At 51.1% G+C, this 20,065-nt stretch carries 15 protein-coding genes; 6 read left to right on the top strand and 9 right to left on the bottom strand.

The window, feature by feature from the left end; translation table 11 throughout:
* Window positions 1-153: 153 nt before the first annotated feature.
* Window positions 154-768 carry a DUF3105 domain-containing protein gene (locus JOD20_RS05700; RefSeq protein ID WP_204754332.1) on the bottom strand — a complete coding sequence of 205 codons (615 nt, stop codon included), beginning with the start codon at window positions 766-768 and terminating at the stop codon, window positions 154-156.
* Window positions 769-790: 22 nt separating this feature from the next.
* Window positions 791-1,702 (bottom strand): pseudouridine-5'-phosphate glycosidase, encoded by a 912-nt coding sequence (locus JOD20_RS05695; protein ID WP_338034173.1) that lies wholly within the window; start codon window positions 1,700-1,702, stop codon window positions 791-793.
* Window positions 1,703-2,412: 710 nt separating this feature from the next.
* On the opposite strand from JOD20_RS05695, the gene JOD20_RS05690 reads away from it, so the two are divergent.
* Window positions 2,413-3,498 (top strand): hypothetical protein, encoded by a 1,086-nt coding sequence (locus JOD20_RS05690; protein ID WP_204754331.1) that lies wholly within the window; start codon window positions 2,413-2,415, stop codon window positions 3,496-3,498.
* Between the two features lie 251 nt (window positions 3,499-3,749).
* Window positions 3,750-4,847, top strand: coding sequence for a hypothetical protein (locus tag JOD20_RS05685; protein WP_204754330.1), 1,098 nt, complete (start codon window positions 3,750-3,752; stop codon window positions 4,845-4,847).
* Between the two features lie 175 nt (window positions 4,848-5,022).
* Here JOD20_RS05685 and mutL read toward each other — a convergent pair whose 3' ends face one another.
* From mutL to lon, 4 genes are all read right to left on the bottom strand, one after another.
* A complete protein-coding gene (mutL, locus tag JOD20_RS05680) occupies window positions 5,023-6,924 on the bottom strand; it encodes a DNA mismatch repair endonuclease MutL (RefSeq protein ID WP_204754329.1) in 1,902 nt (633 codons plus the stop codon).
* A gap of 342 nt (window positions 6,925-7,266) precedes the next feature.
* A complete protein-coding gene (locus JOD20_RS05675) occupies window positions 7,267-8,460 on the bottom strand; it encodes a class I SAM-dependent methyltransferase (protein WP_204754328.1) in 1,194 nt (397 codons plus the stop codon).
* 12 nt (window positions 8,461-8,472) lie between these two features.
* Window positions 8,473-8,844, bottom strand: a complete 372-nt coding sequence (locus JOD20_RS05670; RefSeq protein WP_110513487.1) for a response regulator — start codon at window positions 8,842-8,844, stop codon at window positions 8,473-8,475.
* A 194-nt stretch (window positions 8,845-9,038) separates the two neighbouring features.
* Window positions 9,039-11,486, bottom strand: coding sequence for an endopeptidase La (gene lon / locus JOD20_RS05665; protein WP_204754327.1), 2,448 nt, complete (start codon window positions 11,484-11,486; stop codon window positions 9,039-9,041).
* Window positions 11,487-11,755: 269 nt separating this feature from the next.
* On the opposite strand from lon, the gene JOD20_RS05660 reads away from it, so the two are divergent.
* The 3 genes from JOD20_RS05660 (at window position 11,756) to JOD20_RS05650 (ending at window position 14,133) form a co-directional block, all read left to right on the top strand.
* On the top strand, window positions 11,756-12,517 hold the full coding sequence (locus JOD20_RS05660) for a DUF2249 domain-containing protein (protein WP_204754326.1): 762 nt from the start codon (window positions 11,756-11,758) through the stop codon (window positions 12,515-12,517).
* Between the two features lie 188 nt (window positions 12,518-12,705).
* Window positions 12,706-13,002, top strand: coding sequence for an ArsR/SmtB family transcription factor (locus tag JOD20_RS05655; RefSeq protein ID WP_204754325.1), 297 nt, complete (start codon window positions 12,706-12,708; stop codon window positions 13,000-13,002).
* Window positions 13,003-13,068: 66 nt separating this feature from the next.
* Complete coding sequence (locus tag JOD20_RS05650; RefSeq protein ID WP_204754324.1) at window positions 13,069-14,133, top strand: saccharopine dehydrogenase family protein; 1,065 nt, start codon at window positions 13,069-13,071, stop codon at window positions 14,131-14,133.
* A 52-nt stretch (window positions 14,134-14,185) separates the two neighbouring features.
* On the opposite strand, the gene JOD20_RS05645 is transcribed toward JOD20_RS05650, so the two are convergent.
* The 3 genes from JOD20_RS05645 to trpC form a co-directional block, all read right to left on the bottom strand.
* Window positions 14,186-14,653 (bottom strand): hypothetical protein, encoded by a 468-nt coding sequence (locus JOD20_RS05645; protein ID WP_204754323.1) that lies wholly within the window; start codon window positions 14,651-14,653, stop codon window positions 14,186-14,188.
* Window positions 14,654-15,185: 532 nt separating this feature from the next.
* Window positions 15,186-16,865, bottom strand: coding sequence for an energy-dependent translational throttle protein EttA (ettA, locus tag JOD20_RS05640; RefSeq protein ID WP_204754322.1), 1,680 nt, complete (start codon window positions 16,863-16,865; stop codon window positions 15,186-15,188).
* Between the two features lie 265 nt (window positions 16,866-17,130).
* Window positions 17,131-17,949: an indole-3-glycerol phosphate synthase TrpC gene (gene trpC / locus JOD20_RS05635; protein ID WP_204754321.1), complete on the bottom strand. Its 819-nt coding sequence runs from the start codon at window positions 17,947-17,949 to the stop codon at window positions 17,131-17,133.
* Between the two features lie 99 nt (window positions 17,950-18,048).
* On the opposite strand from trpC, the gene pabB reads away from it, so the two are divergent.
* Entirely contained in the window at window positions 18,049-19,800 is a 1,752-nt protein-coding gene (pabB, locus tag JOD20_RS05630; RefSeq protein WP_204754320.1) for an aminodeoxychorismate synthase component I, read from the top strand.
* Window positions 19,801-20,065: the final 265 nt, after the last annotated feature.

Raw genomic sequence — 20,065 nt, 5'->3', positions numbered from 1 at the left:
ACCAAGGGCGTGGCCTTGATGGCCTCTCGCCCACCGTCTATACGCAGCGGCTGCTCAACCCCATGGGTAGTGCAGAGGGTATTTGACCATTACAGATTAAATCAAAACGCGCCAACTTCACATAACGAAGTGGGCGCGTCAATTTAACCAAGCTTATTGAGGACAGCGCATGTTGACACATTCGGGGCCTTTGAGAATATACTCATCAAAGAAGGCCCGAATTGCAGTTTCATCAACGCTATCCAACAATTGGCGATGGTTCCAAGCGGTCAAGGCGATTTTGGTATCCATATTTTCGCGGCTGACCAAAATGGTGCGATATTGTTCGGCGCTCAAGGCGGTAAACAATTTGACCAATTGTTCGTTTTCGGCAGCACTGGTGGTGCTTGGCTTGAACCAAATAATCACCCCGCCATGCTCCATGTTATGCACAATCCGCTCATCTTCTGGCGGATTGGTTTGGTAAAGCCCCCATTGGGCTGGGCCTGCCCAGTGGCTGCCAGAGGTTGGTGGGTTCTGCTTGTATTCGACTTTTGTACCATCGGCAACGTGTTGCTGGCCTTCGTCGGGCAATTCTTGAACAACCCCAGTCGTTGAGGGCGCTGTGGTTCCTTCAGCAACCGTCACTTTTTCAACTTCACCATTGCCACGATTTAGCAAGATAACGCCAACCACCACAAGCACCAAAATTACAGCCCCAATGCCGAAAACCAATGGCAAACTTGATTTTTGGCTCACTTGGCGACGACCACGACGAGGTTGAGACATGCGAAGAACTCCTTGAAATAGATTAAACTGATTGGAACAAAGCAACTGCTACTTGAGCAGCAATTTGAGCATTATTATTAAGTAACGCGGTGTTGGTGGCGATGCTTTCGCCTTCGGTTTCGCGCGCCATGGCGCTGAGCAAGAATGGGGTAACTGCTGCGCCCCGAATGCCTGCTGCGTCGGCCTGCGCAATTGCCCGCCCAATGGCTGCTTCAACAAATTGAGGATCAAGCGCTTTTTCGACTGGTGGTGGCACTGCCAAGACCATACCGCTGCCGCCACCATAGACTCGATGCGCGGCCCAAGTTGCTGCCGCTTGCGCTGGATCATCAACCTTGCGGCCTAGTTGCAAGCCGCTATGGGCGCTATAGAAAGCTGGCAACTCTTCGGTGGTATAGCCCACCACGGGCACGCCATAAGTTTCGAGCACTTCTAAGCTTGCTGGCAAATCGAGAATCGATTTTGCGCCTGCGCAAACCACTAAAACTGGGGTTTTGCCCAATTCGCCAAGGTCGGCAGAAACATCCCAGCTTTCGCGCGCACCACGATGCACGCCGCCAATGCCGCCTGTTGCAAAGACTTGAATGCCAGCCAAGCCAGCAATGGCCATGGTTGCGGCAACGGTTGTTGCGCCATCGCGGCCAGTCGCGACGGCGTAGCCAATATCGCGGCGGCTCAGTTTCAGCACATCTTTGGCGGTTGCAAAATGCTCAATTTGCTCGTTGGTTAGCCCAACATGCACCGCGCCCTGAATCACGGCAATCGTGGCTGGCACGGCTCCTGCCGCCCGCACCGTTGCCTCAAGTTGCAAGGCAATTTCACGGTTATGCGGGTAGGGCAGACCATGGCTAATGACTGTTGATTCCAAGGCCACCACTGGTTGGCCATTGGCAAACGCTGCTTGCACCTCAGGTGCGAGAATTAAGTTGGTCACAATCTATTCCTTCTGTGGCGATTAAATAAGTAGGTCAGCCTCGATCACTTCAATCGAAACAAAACTATACCATAACTACATCTTCTGCATGCGTGCCAATAGTCCTAAATTAATATTCTAACGCAAGTTACTCAAGAACAAGAGAGAGCAAATCAAAAGGCAGAAGGCAAAAGGCAAAAAGAGCATAGAGCATAGAACATAGGAGTTGGGGTTCGGGATCAGGCTCTTGTCTATTGGCTATCGGAACATGCTTTGGGCAATTCGGGCAATTCGTGGCTAAAAAACTATTCATGGATTAGTAGTTTAACGCAGAGGCGCAGAGTATCTAGGGATGAAGGATGAGGGATGAGGGATGAGGGATGAAATGCACAATCAAAAGGCAAAAGTTGAAATGGGGGTCAAAAGCCCATAGCCAAAAGCCAATAGACCCATCTTCGCGTCCTTCGCGCGCTTCGCGGTTCCGGCTCTTCGTGTTTCTTCGTGTCCTTCATGGATCAAAACCAATCCCCAATTTGTTCAATGCTCAATCTTCTATGTTCAATGTTCTCGATACCCTACCACTAGACTATGATTTTATGGCATAATAGGGCCACTCCATGTTTGAGCAACGTCCTCGCATCAACCAGAATGGCATTTCCCCCATGCTTGTGGAAAGGCTACCACCCAGCGCGTCTACACCTGTCCAGCAACATCAGAATAGGGGGTTTCCCATGGCCTCAATCGGACGAATTGGTCGGAATGTTTCGAGTTTGCCACGCCCAGATGAGTATCCACCGTCGAGCATCACCTTTGATTTCATGTCCATGGTTTTTGCGGCATGGTGGTTGGTTGGTTTGTTCGCCGATGGTGCAGCCCATGCGCGCAATGCAGTTGATACCTTCTTTACACCATGGCATCTTATTCTCTACTCTGGCTTTTTGGCGGTAGCATTATGGATTGGCGGGTTGCAACTGCGCAATATGTACAAAGGCTACAGCATCTGGCGGGCCTTGCCCCGCGGCTATTTGCTGGCCTTGGTTGGCATTATTTTGTTTGCGATTGCTGCGCCGCTGGATTTTATTTGGCACGACGTTTTTGGTTTTGAATTGCGGCTTGATGCCTTGCTTAGCCCGCCGCACTTGATGCTGATTACTGGCGCGATGCTGTTTGGAACCGCTCCTTTACGCACTGCGTGGATTCGCTTGCAACAAGGCGAGAAACTGGTTGGCTGGCGGGGTGGGCTTGCTCCGATGGTCTTGTCGCTGTTTTTCTTTATGGTCACAACCGCCTTTATGACCCAATATGCCCATCCTTTGGCTTCGCCCAGATGGCTTTCCTCGCCTTATAGCGTCGAAATCGAGATGTATCGGACTGACTTGTGGGGGATTGCTTCAGCCCATATCAGCACCTTCGTCTTGATTAGCATTTTGTTGCTTTCGCTGCGCTTCTGGCCCTTGCCATTTGGCTCAATCACGCTCTTGGTCGGCGGCAGTATGTTTATGCTCTGGGTTATGCGGGCCTCGAAAGTTATGAACTATTGGCCGGTTTTGGTCTGGGCAGTAGTTATTGGCTTGGCTGCCGATTGCGCTATGCACTATTGGAAGATCGATCGCCATAACCGTTTGGGCATTCGCTTGCTGTGTAGTTTGCTGCCCGCTGGCTTCTTTTTGGGCTACTACCTGATTATTATGGCTGGGCCTGGCCTGACCTGGATTACCCATATGTGGACAGGCATGATTTTTGAAGTAGCAATTGTTGGCTTGATGTTGAGTTTCTTGGTGGCTCCGCCCTACGAAACCCTGCCTAAAGCTGACTAAAAACGCAGTTTCGCCCTTTGCAAACGCACTTCATTGCCGATGAAGTGCGTTTAGTTTTTAAGAAGTGTAGGGAAACTAGGCTGGATAGCACCTTTTGGTGTGCTAAGTATTTACCTTTTGGCTATCGTCGCCGCTGGAATCTATGCTACTATGGCCATACTTATGACAAGGCGGTCGAGCCATTTTTGCTTAGCACTCCACTCTACTTGCTCTTTATCGCCATAGCCCTATCACATGCAAGGAGGCCCAGCATGGCAACGGTCGGCCCAACCAAAACTACCGCAGCACGGCTGAATCCTGCGCCTGTAGGCTATCCACCATTCAGCAAACGGCTTGATGGATTGTGTATTTTCTTTAGTATCTGGTTAATTATTGGGCTTTTTATTGATGGTTTGGCGCATAAAGAGCAACGGGTCGATACGTTTTTCTCGCCGTGGCATGCGGTACTCTATTCGGGCTTTTTAGGCATTACCTGCTTGATTGGCACCGTGCAACTGCGCAATATGTATCGCCACTATCCGCTGACCAAAGCCTTGCCCCGCGGCTATTTCCCTGCGTTGTTGGGCATTCTGCTGTTTTCGCTTGCTGCGCCGCTGGATTTTATGTGGCACGAATGGTTTGGCTTTGAATTGCGCATCGATGCGTTATTTAGCCCACCACATTTGATGATTATTAGCGGGGCGATGTTATTTGGCACCGCGCCATTACGCACCGCCTGGATTCAAACCCAAGCTGGAGTACGCTTGCAGGGCTGGCGTGATTTAGGCCCAATGGTGATGTCGCTGTTTTTTCTGATGGCTGCCGTGAGCTTTTTTACCCAATATGCTAGCCCAATCGTCAATGCGCCATTGCTCTCAGAGCCATATATTGAAGCAACCATGTCGGATATTGATCTCCGTGGCATTAGCACAGGCATCATCACCACGCTGGTGTTAATTGGGGTGTTGCTGCTCTCGCTACGCTTCTGGCCCTTGCCATTTGGCGCAATGACCCTATTAATCGGCGGGAGTACAGGCTTGATTTGGTTTGTGCACAATCAAACATCGAAAGCCTATTGGCCAGTCGTAGTTTGGGCTGTAATCGTAGGTTTGCTTGCCGATCTGGCTATGCATGGCTTCAAGATTAATCAACAACGCCCATTGCGCGTTCGCCTACTGTGCAGTTTGCTGCCTGCTGGTTTCTTCCTTGGCTACTATCTGCTGATTATGGCCAGTAGCGGCCTCAATTGGATTACTCATATGTGGACAGGTATGGTGTTTGAAGTAGCGATTTTGGGCTTTTGCCTGAGCTTAATCGCGATTCCACCCTATGCAAGAACAATTGAAGCGAACACAGATCAGGAGCTTTGATCCACGAAGGATAGGAACGATGGACTATAGGCTATAGGCTATAGGCTTTTAAAACACCACTACATGTTCCGCTAGCCCATAGCCCATAGCCAAATCATCTCTGCGCCACTGCGTTAAATTTCGATTTCTAAGCATTAAATTTTATGTTCTATGCTCTATGTTCTATGCTCTTTGGCTAGCCTTTGCGCCCAAATTGGCGTTCGATTTGGCCTTGAGTAATTTGGAGCATAGTTGGGCGGCCATGGGGGCAGGTGCGCGGCATTTCGCAGCGTTCAAGTTGTTGCAGCAGTTGGCGCATTTCTTCGTGGGTCAGGGTTTTGCCAGCCCGAATTGAGCTATGGCAGGCGATCGTCGTTAACATTTTTTCGCGCCGATCGTCGCTGGTAGCGCCACCTTCGTAGCTCAGATGATCAGCTATTTCCATTAATGCGGTGGCAATTTGGCCAACGTGGAGATTGCTTGGCACCGCCCGCAACATCAATGTGCCTTCGCCAAATTCCTCTGCTTCAAAGCCCCATTGCTCCAAATCGGCCAAATGCGCGCTGAGCAAGCGCGTCACTGCTGGTGGCAATTCAATTGGCTGGGCTAGCATCAGGGTTTGGCGCTCAATTGGCACATCTTGGTGCTCAGCCATCAAGCGCTCATAGACCACTCGTTCGTGGGCAGCATGTTGATCGACCAAGTACATGCCATCGCTACTTTCCGCCACAATGTAGGTTTCGTTTACTTGGCCAACCACCCGTAGCATTGGCAATTTGGCCTCGCCTGGCTCAGGCATGCTCGGCGCATATGCCGGATCGAAGGCTTGTTGTTGAGGTGGCAAAAAGGCACTTGGCTGGCTTTGGCTGGTTGGTGGCGTATCAAAACGTGCCTGTTTGGCAATTGGCGGCAACGCTACAGTCGAATCAAAATCATCATCGGGATAGTTATTGACCTGTGGACGCGGCGCAACTGGTGCATCATCAAATAACGGCGCATCGTTGCTTGCACCACGCCGTTCACCATTCGGCGAGCGCAATTCAACCCGCCGATTGACGCTTTCGTTGGCCCCAAAGCCTGTCCAAGCGCGAATGGTGCTTTGCGCTGCTAAGGCTTCGCGCACAGCCTTGGTCAACGCCCCATAGACATGCGATTGATTGCGGAACTTGACCTCGCTCTTGGTTGGGTGCACATTCACATCAACCGCTTCTGGCTCAAGCTCAATATTCAGGGCCACAATTGGGTGGCGACCTTTCATCAACAAGGTATGATACGCCTCTTCGATCATATAAACCAAATTGCCTTGAGGCTTGATCCAGCGTTGATTGACGAACAAGTGCATATAGGAACGAGCGGCGCGGAAGGTTGAGGGCTGGCTAACAAAGCCATGCACGCGCACCGTCTCATCTTCTGCTTCCGAGGTGCGATCGACGCTAATCATCTCGCGGCCAACATCGATGCCATACAATTCGATTAATGCATCGAGTAAGCGACCATTGCCTGGTGTTTGCAGCGCAAGCTTGCCATCAAGCAGCAACGTCCAGCGAATATTGGGGTAGGCCAAGGCATATTGGGTCACGATGGTGCTAATCTGGCTCATTTCGGTGGCATCGGAGCGCATAAATTTGAGTCGCGCTGGCGTGTTATAGAACAAATTGCGAATCGTGAAGGTCGTGCCAACCGAGCAGCCACGGTGAGTTTTGGCCTGAATCTCGCCGCCAGCAATCCGTAATTCGGTGCCAACCTCGTCATCAGCGGTACGCGTGAGGCAGGTTACTTGGGCGACCGAGGCGATTGATGGCAAGGCTTCGCCACGAAAGCCAAGCGTGCGAATCGAGAACAAATCCTCAATCTCGGTAACTTTGCTGGTCGCATGGCGCAAAAATGCCGTTTCAACCTCGTCACTTGGAATCCCAGAGCCATTATCTTGGATGCGCAACTCGCGTTTGCCGCCTTCGCGTGCTTCGACCCGAATCTCAGTAGCGCCAGCATCAACCGAATTTTCAATTAATTCTTTGACCACCGAAGCAGGGCGTTCAACCACCTCGCCAGCGGCGATTTGGGCGGCTAAAGTTGGGTCTAAAACACGAATTGGCATTGCTCTGGCTCCTCGTAGATGCACATTTTTACCCTGCCATTGTAGCATAATTTGGGCTTTTTAGCATAAATGAGCTAGTCTGAAACTGGGGGTCGGGTGTTGGGGGCTGGGGATCGGAAAAGCAGAAACCGCGAAGAACACGAAGGACACGAAGGATAATTATTTTTTAGCCACAGATTGACACAGATTTTTAGGATTATGTTCTGGCTAGGCTATAGGCTTTGGGCTATTGGCTTTAATGCTGTTGGTTACAACCAATGTCCGAAATCCCATAGCCAATAGCCATATGTTCTATGTTCTATGCTCTATGTTCTTCTGATTTTTGACTTTTGACTTTTGACCTTACATGCGCTCATCAACGCGGGCAAGCACAAATTTGAGGTAGCGTCCCTCGTTAAAATGCGCAGGCACCGGATGATCGAGCGCTTGGCCAGCTTCATGAATAATTCGCAGTTGTTGGTCGGTTTGGGCCGCCGCCTCGCCAAGCATCAAGCGAAAATTAGCTGGCGATAATTGGCTGGTGCAGCTGGCCGAAGCCAAAAGCCCACCAGTTGCCACACACTGAATCGCCAAGGCATTGAGTTTGACATAAGCACGGGTGGCGGCATGAATGTTCTTCTTTGAACGGGCAAATGAGGGCGGATCTAAGATCACCAAATCGTAGGTTTCGCCGCGCTGAATCGTGCGATGCAGAAAATCAAAGCAATCGCGGGCTAAGAACGTATGCTGCTCGCCCATCAAATCGTTGAGCACAAAATTCTGCTCTGCATCGCGGGCAGCAGCTGGCGCAATATCGACGCTGGTGGTTGCGCTGGCCCCGCCTCGGGCTGCATATAACGAAAATGCTCCGGTGTAGGAGAAACAATTGAGCACCGTTTTGCCTTTGCTCCATTGCTCGATGGTGTGGCGATTCTCACGATGATCGAGAAATAAACCGGTTTTCTGGCCCTCAAACAAATTGGCAATCAACTTGAGGCCATGCTCTTGCACCACCAAATTGGCTGGCGGCAATTCGCCCCACAACAACTCTATCTTGCCTGTTTCATCGTCGTTTTCGCTATCGTCGCGGCGGCGACGCACCACGCCACGCAGTTGCGGCACGCTTGCTTGCAAGGCCTTGACCACATCAGCAATCAACACCTCGACACAATCTGCATAGGTCGCAATCACTGCGTATTGGTTGTAGAGATCGATGGTGATGCCTGGCATTCCATCGCCTTCGCCAAACAACAAGCGATAGGCAGTTGTGGCAGTTTGGCGCAATGGTTCGCGCGCTTGCCATGCCTGCTGAACCATCGTTTTGATCCAGTTGGCATCGGGTTGCATGCGGCTGGAGAAGATGCGCAGCGCAATCGGCGAGCGCGCATCCCACAAACCAAAACCTTGCCAATTGCCACAATGCAGTCGAACCCATGTGCCGCTGGCTAAGCGGGTACTAGGCGGCACATGGTCGCGATAAACCCATGGATGGCCTGCCTGTAAATGGGCCTTAAGCTGCGTTGGCAAATTGATAGTTGGCATTGAACGGGCGGCCACACACGACTCCTCTTAGACTGCCGATGGCACGTAACCACGCACCATCTGCAATAAATCTTGCACATCAAACGGCTTGGAAATGTAGTTGGTATAGCCAGCACTAAAGGCGCGTTGGCGATCTTCCTCGGCAGCATGGGCCGTAACCGCAATCACCGGAATATGGGCCAAATCGGGCTGCATCCGAATTTCGCGAATCAGTGTCCAGCCATCTTTGACCGGCAGTCCTACATCAAGTAGTACAAGCGCCGGGCGATGTTGGCGCATATATTCAATGAGTTGCAGCCCGCCATTCAGGGTGCGCACGTTGTAGCCGTAGCGGGTCAACATGCGCATAACCAGGTCGGCAAGTGATGGTGTATCATCAACAACTACGATATGTTGCATAATTTTCTATACCCCCGTAATGTAGATCGATATAAAACCTCGCAAAGGTCACGCTTACTTCATCCAAACTGGTAATCGATGTTAGCAACCATAGCCACTGTCAAGATTACCGCGTTGTAATGATTCAATGGAGGACTTTAGTCCTAGCTTACGAGGGTGACTTTACTTCTAAGCTTACCAAATTGCGCAATAAATCACAATTCGACTGAGCCAAGTTGCGGTTGGGTGATTGTTGGCAGCACTAAACTGGTCTGATCGCTAGCGCTTGTGTGTTGGCTGCCACGCTCAAGCGGATTCGAAACAAAGGCAATTGGTAAAACTTCATCCATATGTTCTACTGCAATAACGGTAATTTGGCGGCGCACGTTGTTGGGCACTTCTTCGAGATCACGCAGATTCTTTTTGGGAATCAACATGGTCGTGATGCCCGCCCGAAATGCGCCCAAGATTTTGTCGCGCAGGCCGCCAATTGGCAGCACCCGCCCGCGCAAGGTAATTTCGCCAGTCATGGCTACATCGCGGCGCAATGGCCGATGGGTCAAGGCCGAGATGACCGAACAGGCTAAGGTAATGCCTGCCGATGGCCCATCCTTGGGCACACCGCCTTCTGGGACGTGAATATGAATATCGATTTTCTCGAAGCGCTTGCCATCAATGCCCAAGCGTCGCGAGGAAGCCCGCGCATACGAGAGCGCAGCTTGCGCCGATTCCTGCATCACATCGCCAAGCTGGCCGGTCAAGGTGGTTGTGCCTTTACCATCGACGATTGCGGTTTCGATGGCGACCACATCGCCTCCATTGCTCGACCAAACCATGCCGGTTGCTACGCCAATTTCATCGCGGTCGTTGGCGCGGCTATAGTCGAACGGTGGCTGGCCAAGAAAATCGGTGAGCATGGTTGGCGTAATTCGGTGTGGATAGCGCTTTTTCTCGGCCACACGGCGGGCGATTTTGCGACAAATGCCGCCAATCTCGCGCTCAAGATTGCGCACGCCTGCTTCCCAGGTGTAGGTGCGAATGATTTGGCGCAACGCTTCATCGCTAATGCTGATGGGATGTTGCTTCAAGCCATTGGCTTCGATCTGCTTGGGAATCAAGAATTTGCGCGCAATTTGCACTTTTTCTTCTTCGATATAGCCTGGCAGCTCCACAATCTCCATCCGATCCAGCAATGGCTCGTCGATCGGATCAAGCATGTTGGCGGTGGTAATAAACATAATCTTCGAGAGATCGTATGGCAAATCAAGGTAGTGATCGGCAAAGGTATTATTTTGCTCAGGATCAAGCACCTCGAGCAAGGCTGCCGCTGGATCGCCGCGAAAATCATTGCCCAGCTTATCAATCTCATCAAGCATAAAGACGGGGTTAATTGTGCCAGCATCTTTCATGGTTTGGATGATGCGGCCTGGCATTGCGCCAATATAGGTGCGGCGATGGCCGCGAATTTCGGCCTCGTCGTGCACGCCGCCGAGCGAAAGCCGCACAAACTCGCGGCCCAAGGCTTCGGCAACCGAACGGCCAAGGCTGGTTTTGCCAACGCCTGGCGGGCCAACAAAGCACAAAATTGGCGATTTGGTGCTATCGCCAGCCAACATGCGCACCGCAATAAATTCCAGAATCCGATCTTTGACCTTTTTCAAGCCATAGTGGTTGTTATCGAGCACTTGGGCTGCCACCTGAAGATCGTTGACATCAGTGCTGGTTTTCGACCAAGGCAATTCTAAGAGCCAATCCAAATAGGTCCGAATAACGCTATATTCTGGTGCGGCGGGCGGCATCATTTCCAAGCGGCCAAGCTCTTCGAGGGCTTTGGCTTGGGCCTTGGCAGGCAGATCAGCAGCCACAATCCGATCATGCAATTCATTTAATTCGCGGGTTAGCGGATCGTCCTGGCCAAGCTCGGTTTGGATGGCCTTGAGTTGTTCGCGCAGGAAGAAATCGCGTTGCGATTTATCGACCTCTTTTTGCACTTGATTTTGAATGTGGTGTTCAAGCTCAAGCACATCAAGCTCTTGCGAAAGCACAACGCTCAAGCGGCGCAAGCGTTCCTCGACCTCGAATAGTTCGAGCAATTGCTGGCGGCGGCCAATATCAAGTGGCAAGGTTGAGGCGATCAAATCGGCGAGGGCGCTGCCATCCTCAAGATTAAGTGCGGCCACATAGGCATCATCGGGCATGGTGCGGCTGAGTTTAACCACTTTTTCATACGAGGCCAACACGCCACGCATCATGGCTTCGACCGCCAAACTCGATTCTTGGTCGGGTTCGATAATCTGCACTTGGGCGTTGATGTAGGGTTCGGTTGCCAGCCAATCGACAATTTGCACCCGCTGTTGGCCTTGAACCAAAACCGAGGTTGTGCCATCGGGCAATTTCAGCACCCGTTCGATATGGGCGATGACCCCGACCTGATACAGTTGGCTGGTATCGTGCTCCTCGATTTCAATTGCGCGCTGGGCTACGGCAACAATCCGCCGATCAGCGCTCATTGCTGCTTCAATTGCGGCCATCGAAAGATCACGGGCTACAAAGAGCGGGGTGACCATTGTCGGGAAAAGCACGGTATTAATCAGCGGGAGCACAGGTAATTCAACCCTGGCTGCTACCTGCACATCATCCACCAACTGTCCATCATCTGCCATGGGTTACACCTTTTGTCACAAGTCCAGATTGAGTTGCTTGCAGAAACATACGGGGCATTATAGCACAGCCTTCTTGCGATCAACGGTTGCTGGCCCGCTACGCGACCATCCAGATCGGCCTTTAGTGGCCGCGTGAAGAAATTGTTACATATGGTAAGCAAAATCGCACTTTAGCGCTTGGGCTTGGCTGATTACACTTGAAGCACCACAAAGGAGGATGGTATGGCCACGCAACGGCAACAGGCTCTGAAGGTCTGGGGGAGGCTGCGATGATTACCGCAACGATGCGTGTTGGAGAATTACTGGGGCGCTACCCAGAGTTGGAAGATTGGCTGGTGTTGAATTTGCCAAGGCTGGCTCGGCTTTCGAATCCCCATTTGCGCCGGATGTTAAGCCGCTGGTTAACCTTGAGCCAGCTCGCCCAAATGATGCACTTGGATGTTGATCAGCTGCTGATGGCGGTCAATCAAGCCTTGAATACGACCAAACAACCAGTTAGGTCACTGATTGAACCTCCAGCTTGGCTGCAAGAACGCCCAATTCATCAAACAATCCATGTCGATCAGATCAGCAACGAAGTTGATGACCCGGTGCAATTGATTTTGCGCAGCGCCAAAGCTGTGCCCGCCGGAACGGTCTTATTATTGGTTAATTCGTTTGATCCTAGCCAGCTCAGCGCCAGCTTAGAGCATCAAGGTTTTGTGAGTTGGCAACGGGCTAATCAAGCATTTTGGGATTGTTATCTGTATCGCAAACTGCCTGGTGAAGAGCAATGGTTTGCTGCTCGCCCCGAGCCGCAGCAATACACAGTGATCGATAATCGTGGCCTCAAAACGCCGTTGCCCTTGGTCAATACCTTGGAAGCTTTGACCAGCCTGGAGCCAGGCCAGCAGTTGTTGAGTTTGACCGATCTCCAGCCAACCTATTTGTTTCCAATGCTCAACGAACGTGGTTTTATCTATAGCACCAGTCGCGCAATTGATTATGGCTATATCACCACAATTAGTCGGCCATTGATTTCGGTTAATTAGCATTTCCTCAGCCCAACCCCTCTCCCGTCCGACGGGCGAGGGGCTTTAATCTGATGGTTTTCGCATGATCCGTGGAATGCTCGCCCGCGTCTAGTTGCACCATGAATCCTCAATATCTTCAAAATATGGCTTTACATTTGGCCAAAGCTCGGTTATCATATCGGAGATTACCGAAATGAGGGTTGGTTATGACATCGGCACTGCCCCATGAAATTCAAGCTTTTTTGCGGGCGTTGGGCAACGAAACCCGCCAAACGATCTTATTTCTGTTTGCCAGCCACCAACAACTAACGGTTGGCGAAATTGCCGAGCTAGCCCAGATTGGGCAATCGACCGCCTCGGAACACTTGACCATGCTCAAACGCGCAGGCTTGTTGATTTCAACCCGCCAAGGCAAAGAGGTCATTTACCAAGCAGATAACCAACAAATGGTGGCCTATGCCGAGGAATTATTGGCCTACTTAAAAACTTGTACCTACGAATAATTCTTTTTTTTATTCAACATATCGTTATATTCCGAAATGACGATATGTTAGCTAAGGAGCAACCGAATGCAAGCAATCGTAATTGTTGGTGGCTATGGAGTAGTTGGTGCGCAAATTGCCCAAATCTTACGCCAGAGCCATGGCGATTTACCCTTGATTTTGGCGGGGCGTAATCCAAATCAGGCTCAAGCTTTGCTGGCCGAACTTGGCGCACACACCAGCGCGGCGGCGGTTGATGTGCTCAAACCGAATCCGTTGGCGGGTTTGCAACCGCGCGCAATCATCAATGCAGTCAACGATCCGCATGATTATGTGTTGCACGAAGCCGTGGCGCGGGGAATTCCATTGGTCGATATTACGCGCTGGACAGCGCGCCTCCAACACACCTTGAATGGGCTTGATCGGGCTGCGCTCAAGGCTCCGTTGGTCTTTGCTTCGCATTGGATGGCGGGCTTGGCGAGTGTGGTAGCGGTTGCGGCGACTCAGCAATTAGCCCATACCGAACAGCTCGATTTGCATGTGCTGTTTTCGCTCAAGGATAAGGCTGGGCCAAATTCGATTGAATATATGCAACATCTTACTACGCCATTTACGATTACTGAAAAGCATCAGCCGCGCGAGGTTTATCCCTATACCGAGCCACAAACCATTACGTTTCCCAATGGCTACCGCGCTAAAACCTATCGCTTCGATACGCCCGATCAGTGGACGTTGCCGCAAAGCACCAAGGCAGCAAGTGTTTCGGCCCGCATTACCTTTGATGATCGTTTGACGATGGGTTTGTTGTTGGGCTTGGCGCGCTCGGGCGTGTGGAAATTGTTGATGCATCGGCGCTTTGATCGCTTGCGCCATTCGTTGCTCTACAATCCAGGTAAGGGTGCAGCCCATGAATTAGTTTGGCAGATTAGCGGGCGTGATGCTGCTGGCAACCCTCAACAACTGACCAAAACGATTGTTGATCCGCAAGGCCAAACCCATTTGACCGCCGTGGGCGCGGTGATTCAGCTTGAAACCATGGTGGGGTTGGATGGCAGCCCCGCCTTGGATGCAGGCATCTACTTTCCTGAAACTGCGCCAAAATTGGCCTATGCCTTGGAACGCATGCAGCAGCTTGGGGTGGAATTGAATTAATTGGATCAGCAGCGGCTTGCGAAATAGCAAGCCGCTGCTGATTTTTCTATGCTTATTGTGCCATCACGAAGGCCCCATACAGAATTAGAAAATTAATCATAACGATTGCACTATGCACGATTAAGCCGTTGCGTAATGTGCGTTGTGAGCCAACATCAACAGCACCATTAAATGGCACAAAAACCCCTTGGGCAGCAGCTTGGGCAGGTGCTTGCACCCGCAACAGCAGCAGATCACTGCTTCGATATGGCCCCTCGGTGTAGGCATTGCGCAGCATTGGCACATATTTTCGGCCTATGATTAAGCCAATTATACCAACGATAATTAATTCAGCATATGGCAGTGGTAATGCTCCGCGCTGAATCAAATAGCAAAATAGCGCAAAATATTGGCCAATACTCAGCCAACGTAAACTATGCAGCAGAAACCAGCGAATTTTTGTTTTGAAAAATGCATAGCCATAACACAAACTGATCCATGCAATCAGGATTGTTCCAAGCAGCCATAGATAGAAAAGCATAAAACCTCACACTCAAAAGTAGATTTAAATTGAGAGTTAAATTATTTTCTAATTTGTTGCGCAAAATACTGAATTGTAACTTGTTTATGGATTTAGGCATAACCATCACGCTTATTTGGTGAGTTGATCGACTAAAGCGTGCTGAAATTAAGTGCAGGAAGAACGAATGAGGTTTATTGCGATGGAGCGACTCTTAATCTCGGGGATGATCATAGCAAAGCCAATTTGGCTTGTCAATGGGATTTGTGATTGCCTCACCCAAAGCACCTCTCTTACAAGGGTAGATTTTGAGCGATTGGTCGGCGGTGGAGCGTTCCCTCACCCCCAACCCCCTCGCCCACCAAAAGGCGGGCGAGGGGGAGCTTCCCATGCTAAATCCACCATGTTAAGCCCCTCGCCCGCGCCACGGGAGAGGGGTTGGGGTGAGGGGATCTTAACTACCTGCCCTTGTAAGAAAGCCCCTCTCCCGTCGAATGGGAGAGGGGCTTTGAGCATGGAGTTTTGGATTATTTAGGAGTGAGAACGCTCGAAATTAATCGCGGCGCAGCTTGCGATAGGTAATGCGATGGGGATGATCGGCGGCGCTGCCTAGGCGTTTGCGGCGATCAGCCTCGTATTCGCTGTAGGTGCCAGGATACCAAACCACTTGGCTATCGCCTTCAAAGGCCAGCATGTGGGTGGCAACCCGATCGAGGAACCAGCGATCGTGGGAAATGATAACGGCACAGCCGCCAAAATTTTCCAAGGCTTCTTCCAAGGCGCGCAAGGTATGCACGTCTAAGTCGTTGGTTGGTTCGTCAAGCAGGATAACATTTGCACCCGATTTGAGCATTTTGGCCAAATGCACGCGGTTGCGCTCGCCACCCGAGAGGCTGCCGACCTTCTTTTGTTGGTCTGAGCCAGAGAAGTTGAAGCGGGCGACATAAGCGCGTGAGTTGACCGTGCGTGGCCCCAACTGAATTTGTTCAGCACCCTCGGAAATTTCTTCCCAGACGGTTTTTTCTGGGTCGAGCGTTTCGCGGCTTTGGTCGACATAAGCCAACTTGACGGTTGAGCCAACCTCAAACACCCCACTGTCTGGCTGTTCTTGGCCGGTGATCATGCGGAACAAGGTGGTTTTACCTGCGCCGTTTGGCCCGATGATGCCCACAATCCCGCCAGCAGGCAAATCGAGGGTTAGGTTGTCATAGAGCAATTTGTCGCCAAATGATTTGCTTACATCGTTGGAGCGAATCACAATATCGCCCAAACGTGGCCCTGGTGGAATGAAAATTTCCAATTCACCTTGGGCTTTTTCAGTATTTTGGCTCAGCAATTGCTCGTAGGCATTGATCCGCGCTTTGCTTTTGGTTTGACGAGCCTTGGGAGCCATATTAATCCAATCCAACTCGCGTTGGAGGGTTTTTTGGCGTTGTGATTCGGCTTTTTCTTCGTTGGCAAGGCGATTTTGTTTTTGCTCAAGCCACGATGAATAATTGCCCTTCCACGGAATACCTTGGCCTCGATCTAGTTCCAGAATCCAGCCAGCCACATTATTTAAAAAGTGGCGGTCGTGGGTTACGGCGATGACTGTGCCCGGATAGTCTTGTAAGTGCTTTTCGAGCCAAGCCACCGATTCAGCGTCAAGGTGGTTGGTTGGTTCGTCGAGCAGCAAAATGCTCGGCTCTTCGAGCAACAAGCGACACAGCGCAACCCGCCGACGTTCACCGCCAGAAAGCACCTCGACTGGTGTATCCGATGGCGGGCAGCGCAATGCATCCATAGCAAAATCGAGGCGGCTATCCAAATCCCAGGCATTCATTTGATCAAGTTTATCTTGAACTTCGCCTTGGCGTTGGATCAGCGCGTCCATTTCGTCGTCGCTCATCGATTCGCCGAATTTGGCGTTAATTTCGTCGTATTCGCGGAGGGCATCGACGACTGGTTTAACCGCTTCTTCGACAATTTGGCGCACAGTTTTGCCGGCGGCTAATTGTGGTTCTTGCTCAAGGTAGCCAATGGTATAGCCTGGCGCGAGCACCGTTTCGCCTTGAAACTCTTGGTCAACGCCCGCCAAAATGCGCAAGAGGCTCGATTTACCGGAACCGTTCGTCCCAAGTACGCCAATTTTTGCACCCAAAAAATAGGATAACGAAATATCCTTCAATACTTGCTTATTGGGCGGATGAATTTTGCTCACCCGCACCATCGAGTAGATAACTTTGTTATCCACAAACACCTCACATCTAGGCCAGATTTCATTCGGCCTTATTGTACTTGAATTTGGGGGGAGTAGAACATAGAGCAAAGAACATAGAACATAGAACATAGAACATAGAACATAGGAGTTGCACCTCAGAAGTTTTGAGCCACGAAGAGGGCATGGCTCTCGGCTGAAGGCACTAGGCTAATGGAATGTTTTTTTACATTAAATCAATCGCTGATATTGAAAAGCCCATAGCCTCGCGCCTAACTTTATGTTCTATGCTCTATGCTCTTTACTCGGTTTGGCTCAAGGCGCGGACGTGAGCGGCATGGTCGGGGGCCAGCACAATCGATTCGCCGACGAGAATTGCATCAACGCCCCAATCGCGCAGGGTTGGCAACACGTCGGGGCCATGGATGCCGCTTTCGGCCACCAACACAGGCCGTTGTGGATCGCCGATGGCTGGCAAGCTGGCTCCAACGCGTTGGGTGGTGGCAATATCGACGCTAAAACTATGCAAATCGCGGTTGTTGATGCCAATAATTTGGGCTTGCAGCGCCTGCGCACGCGCCATTTCAGCTTCAGTATGCACTTCGACCAAGGCTTCCATGCCTAAGCCATAGGTCAGTTTATATAATTCCTGCAACGTTTGATCATCGAGCATGCCAACGATCAGCAAAATTGCATCAGCGCCATAGACCCGTGCTTCGTAAATTTGGTAGGGATCGTAGATGAAATCTTTGCGCAATAACGGCGTAGCATAGCCTAATTTGTCGAGATGCTCATGAATGGTGCGCAAATAGATCAGGCTGCCTTGAAAAAAACGCACATCAGTTAACACCGAAATTGCTGCCGCCCCGTTGGTTGCATAGGTTTCTGCAAGTTCGGTGGGGTTGAAATGCTCCAAAAAGACCCCTTTGGATGGACTGGCCTTCTTGACTTCGGCGATCAAACTAATTCGATCTGGTTGGCGCAAGGCTTGGCGCAAACTGCGTGGCGCAGGTGAGGTTCCCAATTGTTGGTCAAGTTTGGCTTGGGGAACCTTCAATTTTTGGCGTTCGACCTCGGTGCGTTTATGGGCAAAAATCTGATCTAAAATTGTCGCATTCATTGGGAAACCTCGTGGGCTAGAAACAGCGGTGCATGGCGCTAGAGTAGCATATGGTTTAGCGCTATGCCAATTGGCTTTATTGTTGGGAGGCAACAATTCGTGAGTGCGATTTATGGGCGTTTTGATTTTGCCGATGCGATTGGGCAACCCCAAGCGTTGGAGTTTCGCCAACCGTTGGCGGTCTATCAGGCGACGACCAGCGCCGAGGTGCTTCCGACGATTCAAGCTGCGCAGGCTGCGGCCCAAGCTGGAGCCTATGTGGTTGGCTATCTGAGCTACGAGGCGGCAGCGGCGTTTGATGTTGCTTTGGATTGCCATCCACCAGCCGCATTGCCCTTGGTATGGTTTGCAGCTTTTGCTGCACCGCAGGTTGTCGAGCCAGCAACCCAACCCTACCAGCTTTCGGCCTGGCAACCAAGCATGGGCCTAGAGCAGTATCGGCAGGCGATCAGCGCAATTCATGCGGCAATTGCCCGCGGCGAAACCTACCAAGTCAACTATACCTTGCGCTTGCGGGCCGATTTTAGCGGCGATCCGTTGGCGTTCTACCACGATTTACGGGCTGCTCAAGCGGCTAATTATTGCGCCTACCTCGACCTTGGCGAGTATCAAATACTTTCGGCTTCGCCTGAACTCTTTTTCGATTGGCGCGAGCAGCGGCTGATCACCAAGCCCATGAAGGGCACTGCGCCACGCGGGCGTTGGCTCGAAGAAGATGAACGCTTGGCCCGTCAATTACAGAGCTCGGAGAAAAATCGCGCCGAGAATTTGATGATTGTTGATCTGTTGCGCAACGATTTGGGTCGAGTTGCAGCAATTGGCAGCGTTGGCGTGCCACGTTTGTTTGAGCTAGAGCGCTATCGCACGCTGTGGCAACTGACTTCAACCGTGTCCGCCAAAACCAAGCCCACCACCAGCTTGATCGACATTCTGCAAGCGCTGTTTCCGTGTGGCTCGATTACTGGTGCGCCCAAAGTTAAAACCATGGAATTAATTCGCCAGTTTGAGGCTGAGCCACGCGCCGTGTATTGTGGCGCGCTTGGCATCCTGCGGCCTGATGGTAGCGCAACCTTTAATGTGGCAATTCGCACCGTTTGGATCGATCAGCGTCAGCAGCAGGCAGAATATGGCGTTGGCGGCGGCATCACGTGGGATTCGCAAGCAGATGACGAATATGCAGAGGCCCAGCTTAAAGCTCAACTATTGACCGAGCGCTGGCCGCAATTTGATTTAATTGAGACCTTGCGCTGGGATGGCCAAGCCTATTGGTTGTTGGAGCATCACTTGCAGCGCTTGCAGGCTTCGGCGGCCTATTTTGGCTTTGTGTATGATCGAACGGCGCTGATTGCAGCGCTCAACCAGCATAGCCAAGCGTGCGAAACACCCTTAAGAGTGCGCTTGAACCTCACCCCTGCGGGTGAGATCGTAATTGTCAGCACGCCATTAACGCCGACCGCCGATGGCCAAAAGGTGATGCTGGCTCCCACAGCGGTTAACTCGCAAAATCGCTTCCTCTACCACAAAACGACCAACCGCATGGTGTATGCCGCCTTCACCCAAGAATCCCCCGCATATTTTGATGTCTTGCTGTGGAATGAGCATGGTCAGTTGACCGAATTTACCAGAGGCAATCTGGTGCTTGAGCTTGATGGCCAGCGTTGGACTCCCCCAGTCAGCGTAGGATTATTGGCTGGCACATATCGCGCCGAATTGTTGCAACAACAAGCCATCCACGAGCGTACTTTAGTCCTAGCCGATCTACAAGCGGCGAGCAGAATTTGGCTGATTAATAGTATCCGCGGCTGGGTTTTAGTTGAACTCAATACTACAGACGTTACCAATTCTGATTAATAACCCCAGCGGTACTAGGACTAAAGGTATAGCAAAAAGTGGTATAACGCCCGATGTTATACCACTTTATATTCATATAATTATGATATACGCGCGCATTTGCATAGCTAACTAGCTATTAACTGGTTCACCTTTAGCGGTGATCAAAGAGAGGACTAAAGAATGCGCTTTGGGTGATAGACATAGGCTAGTTGGATAGATTAAGGTAGTACTCAGGTAATTAGCTTAATCGCCATATGTTGCCCTGAGAAAGCACAGATGGCAG

Origin of the sequence: Herpetosiphon giganteus (assembly GCF_016907925.1) — a bacterium.
Taxonomy (GTDB): domain Bacteria; phylum Chloroflexota; class Chloroflexia; order Chloroflexales; family Herpetosiphonaceae; genus Herpetosiphon; species Herpetosiphon giganteus.
This window is presented reverse-complemented; position numbering and strand designations above follow the sequence as displayed.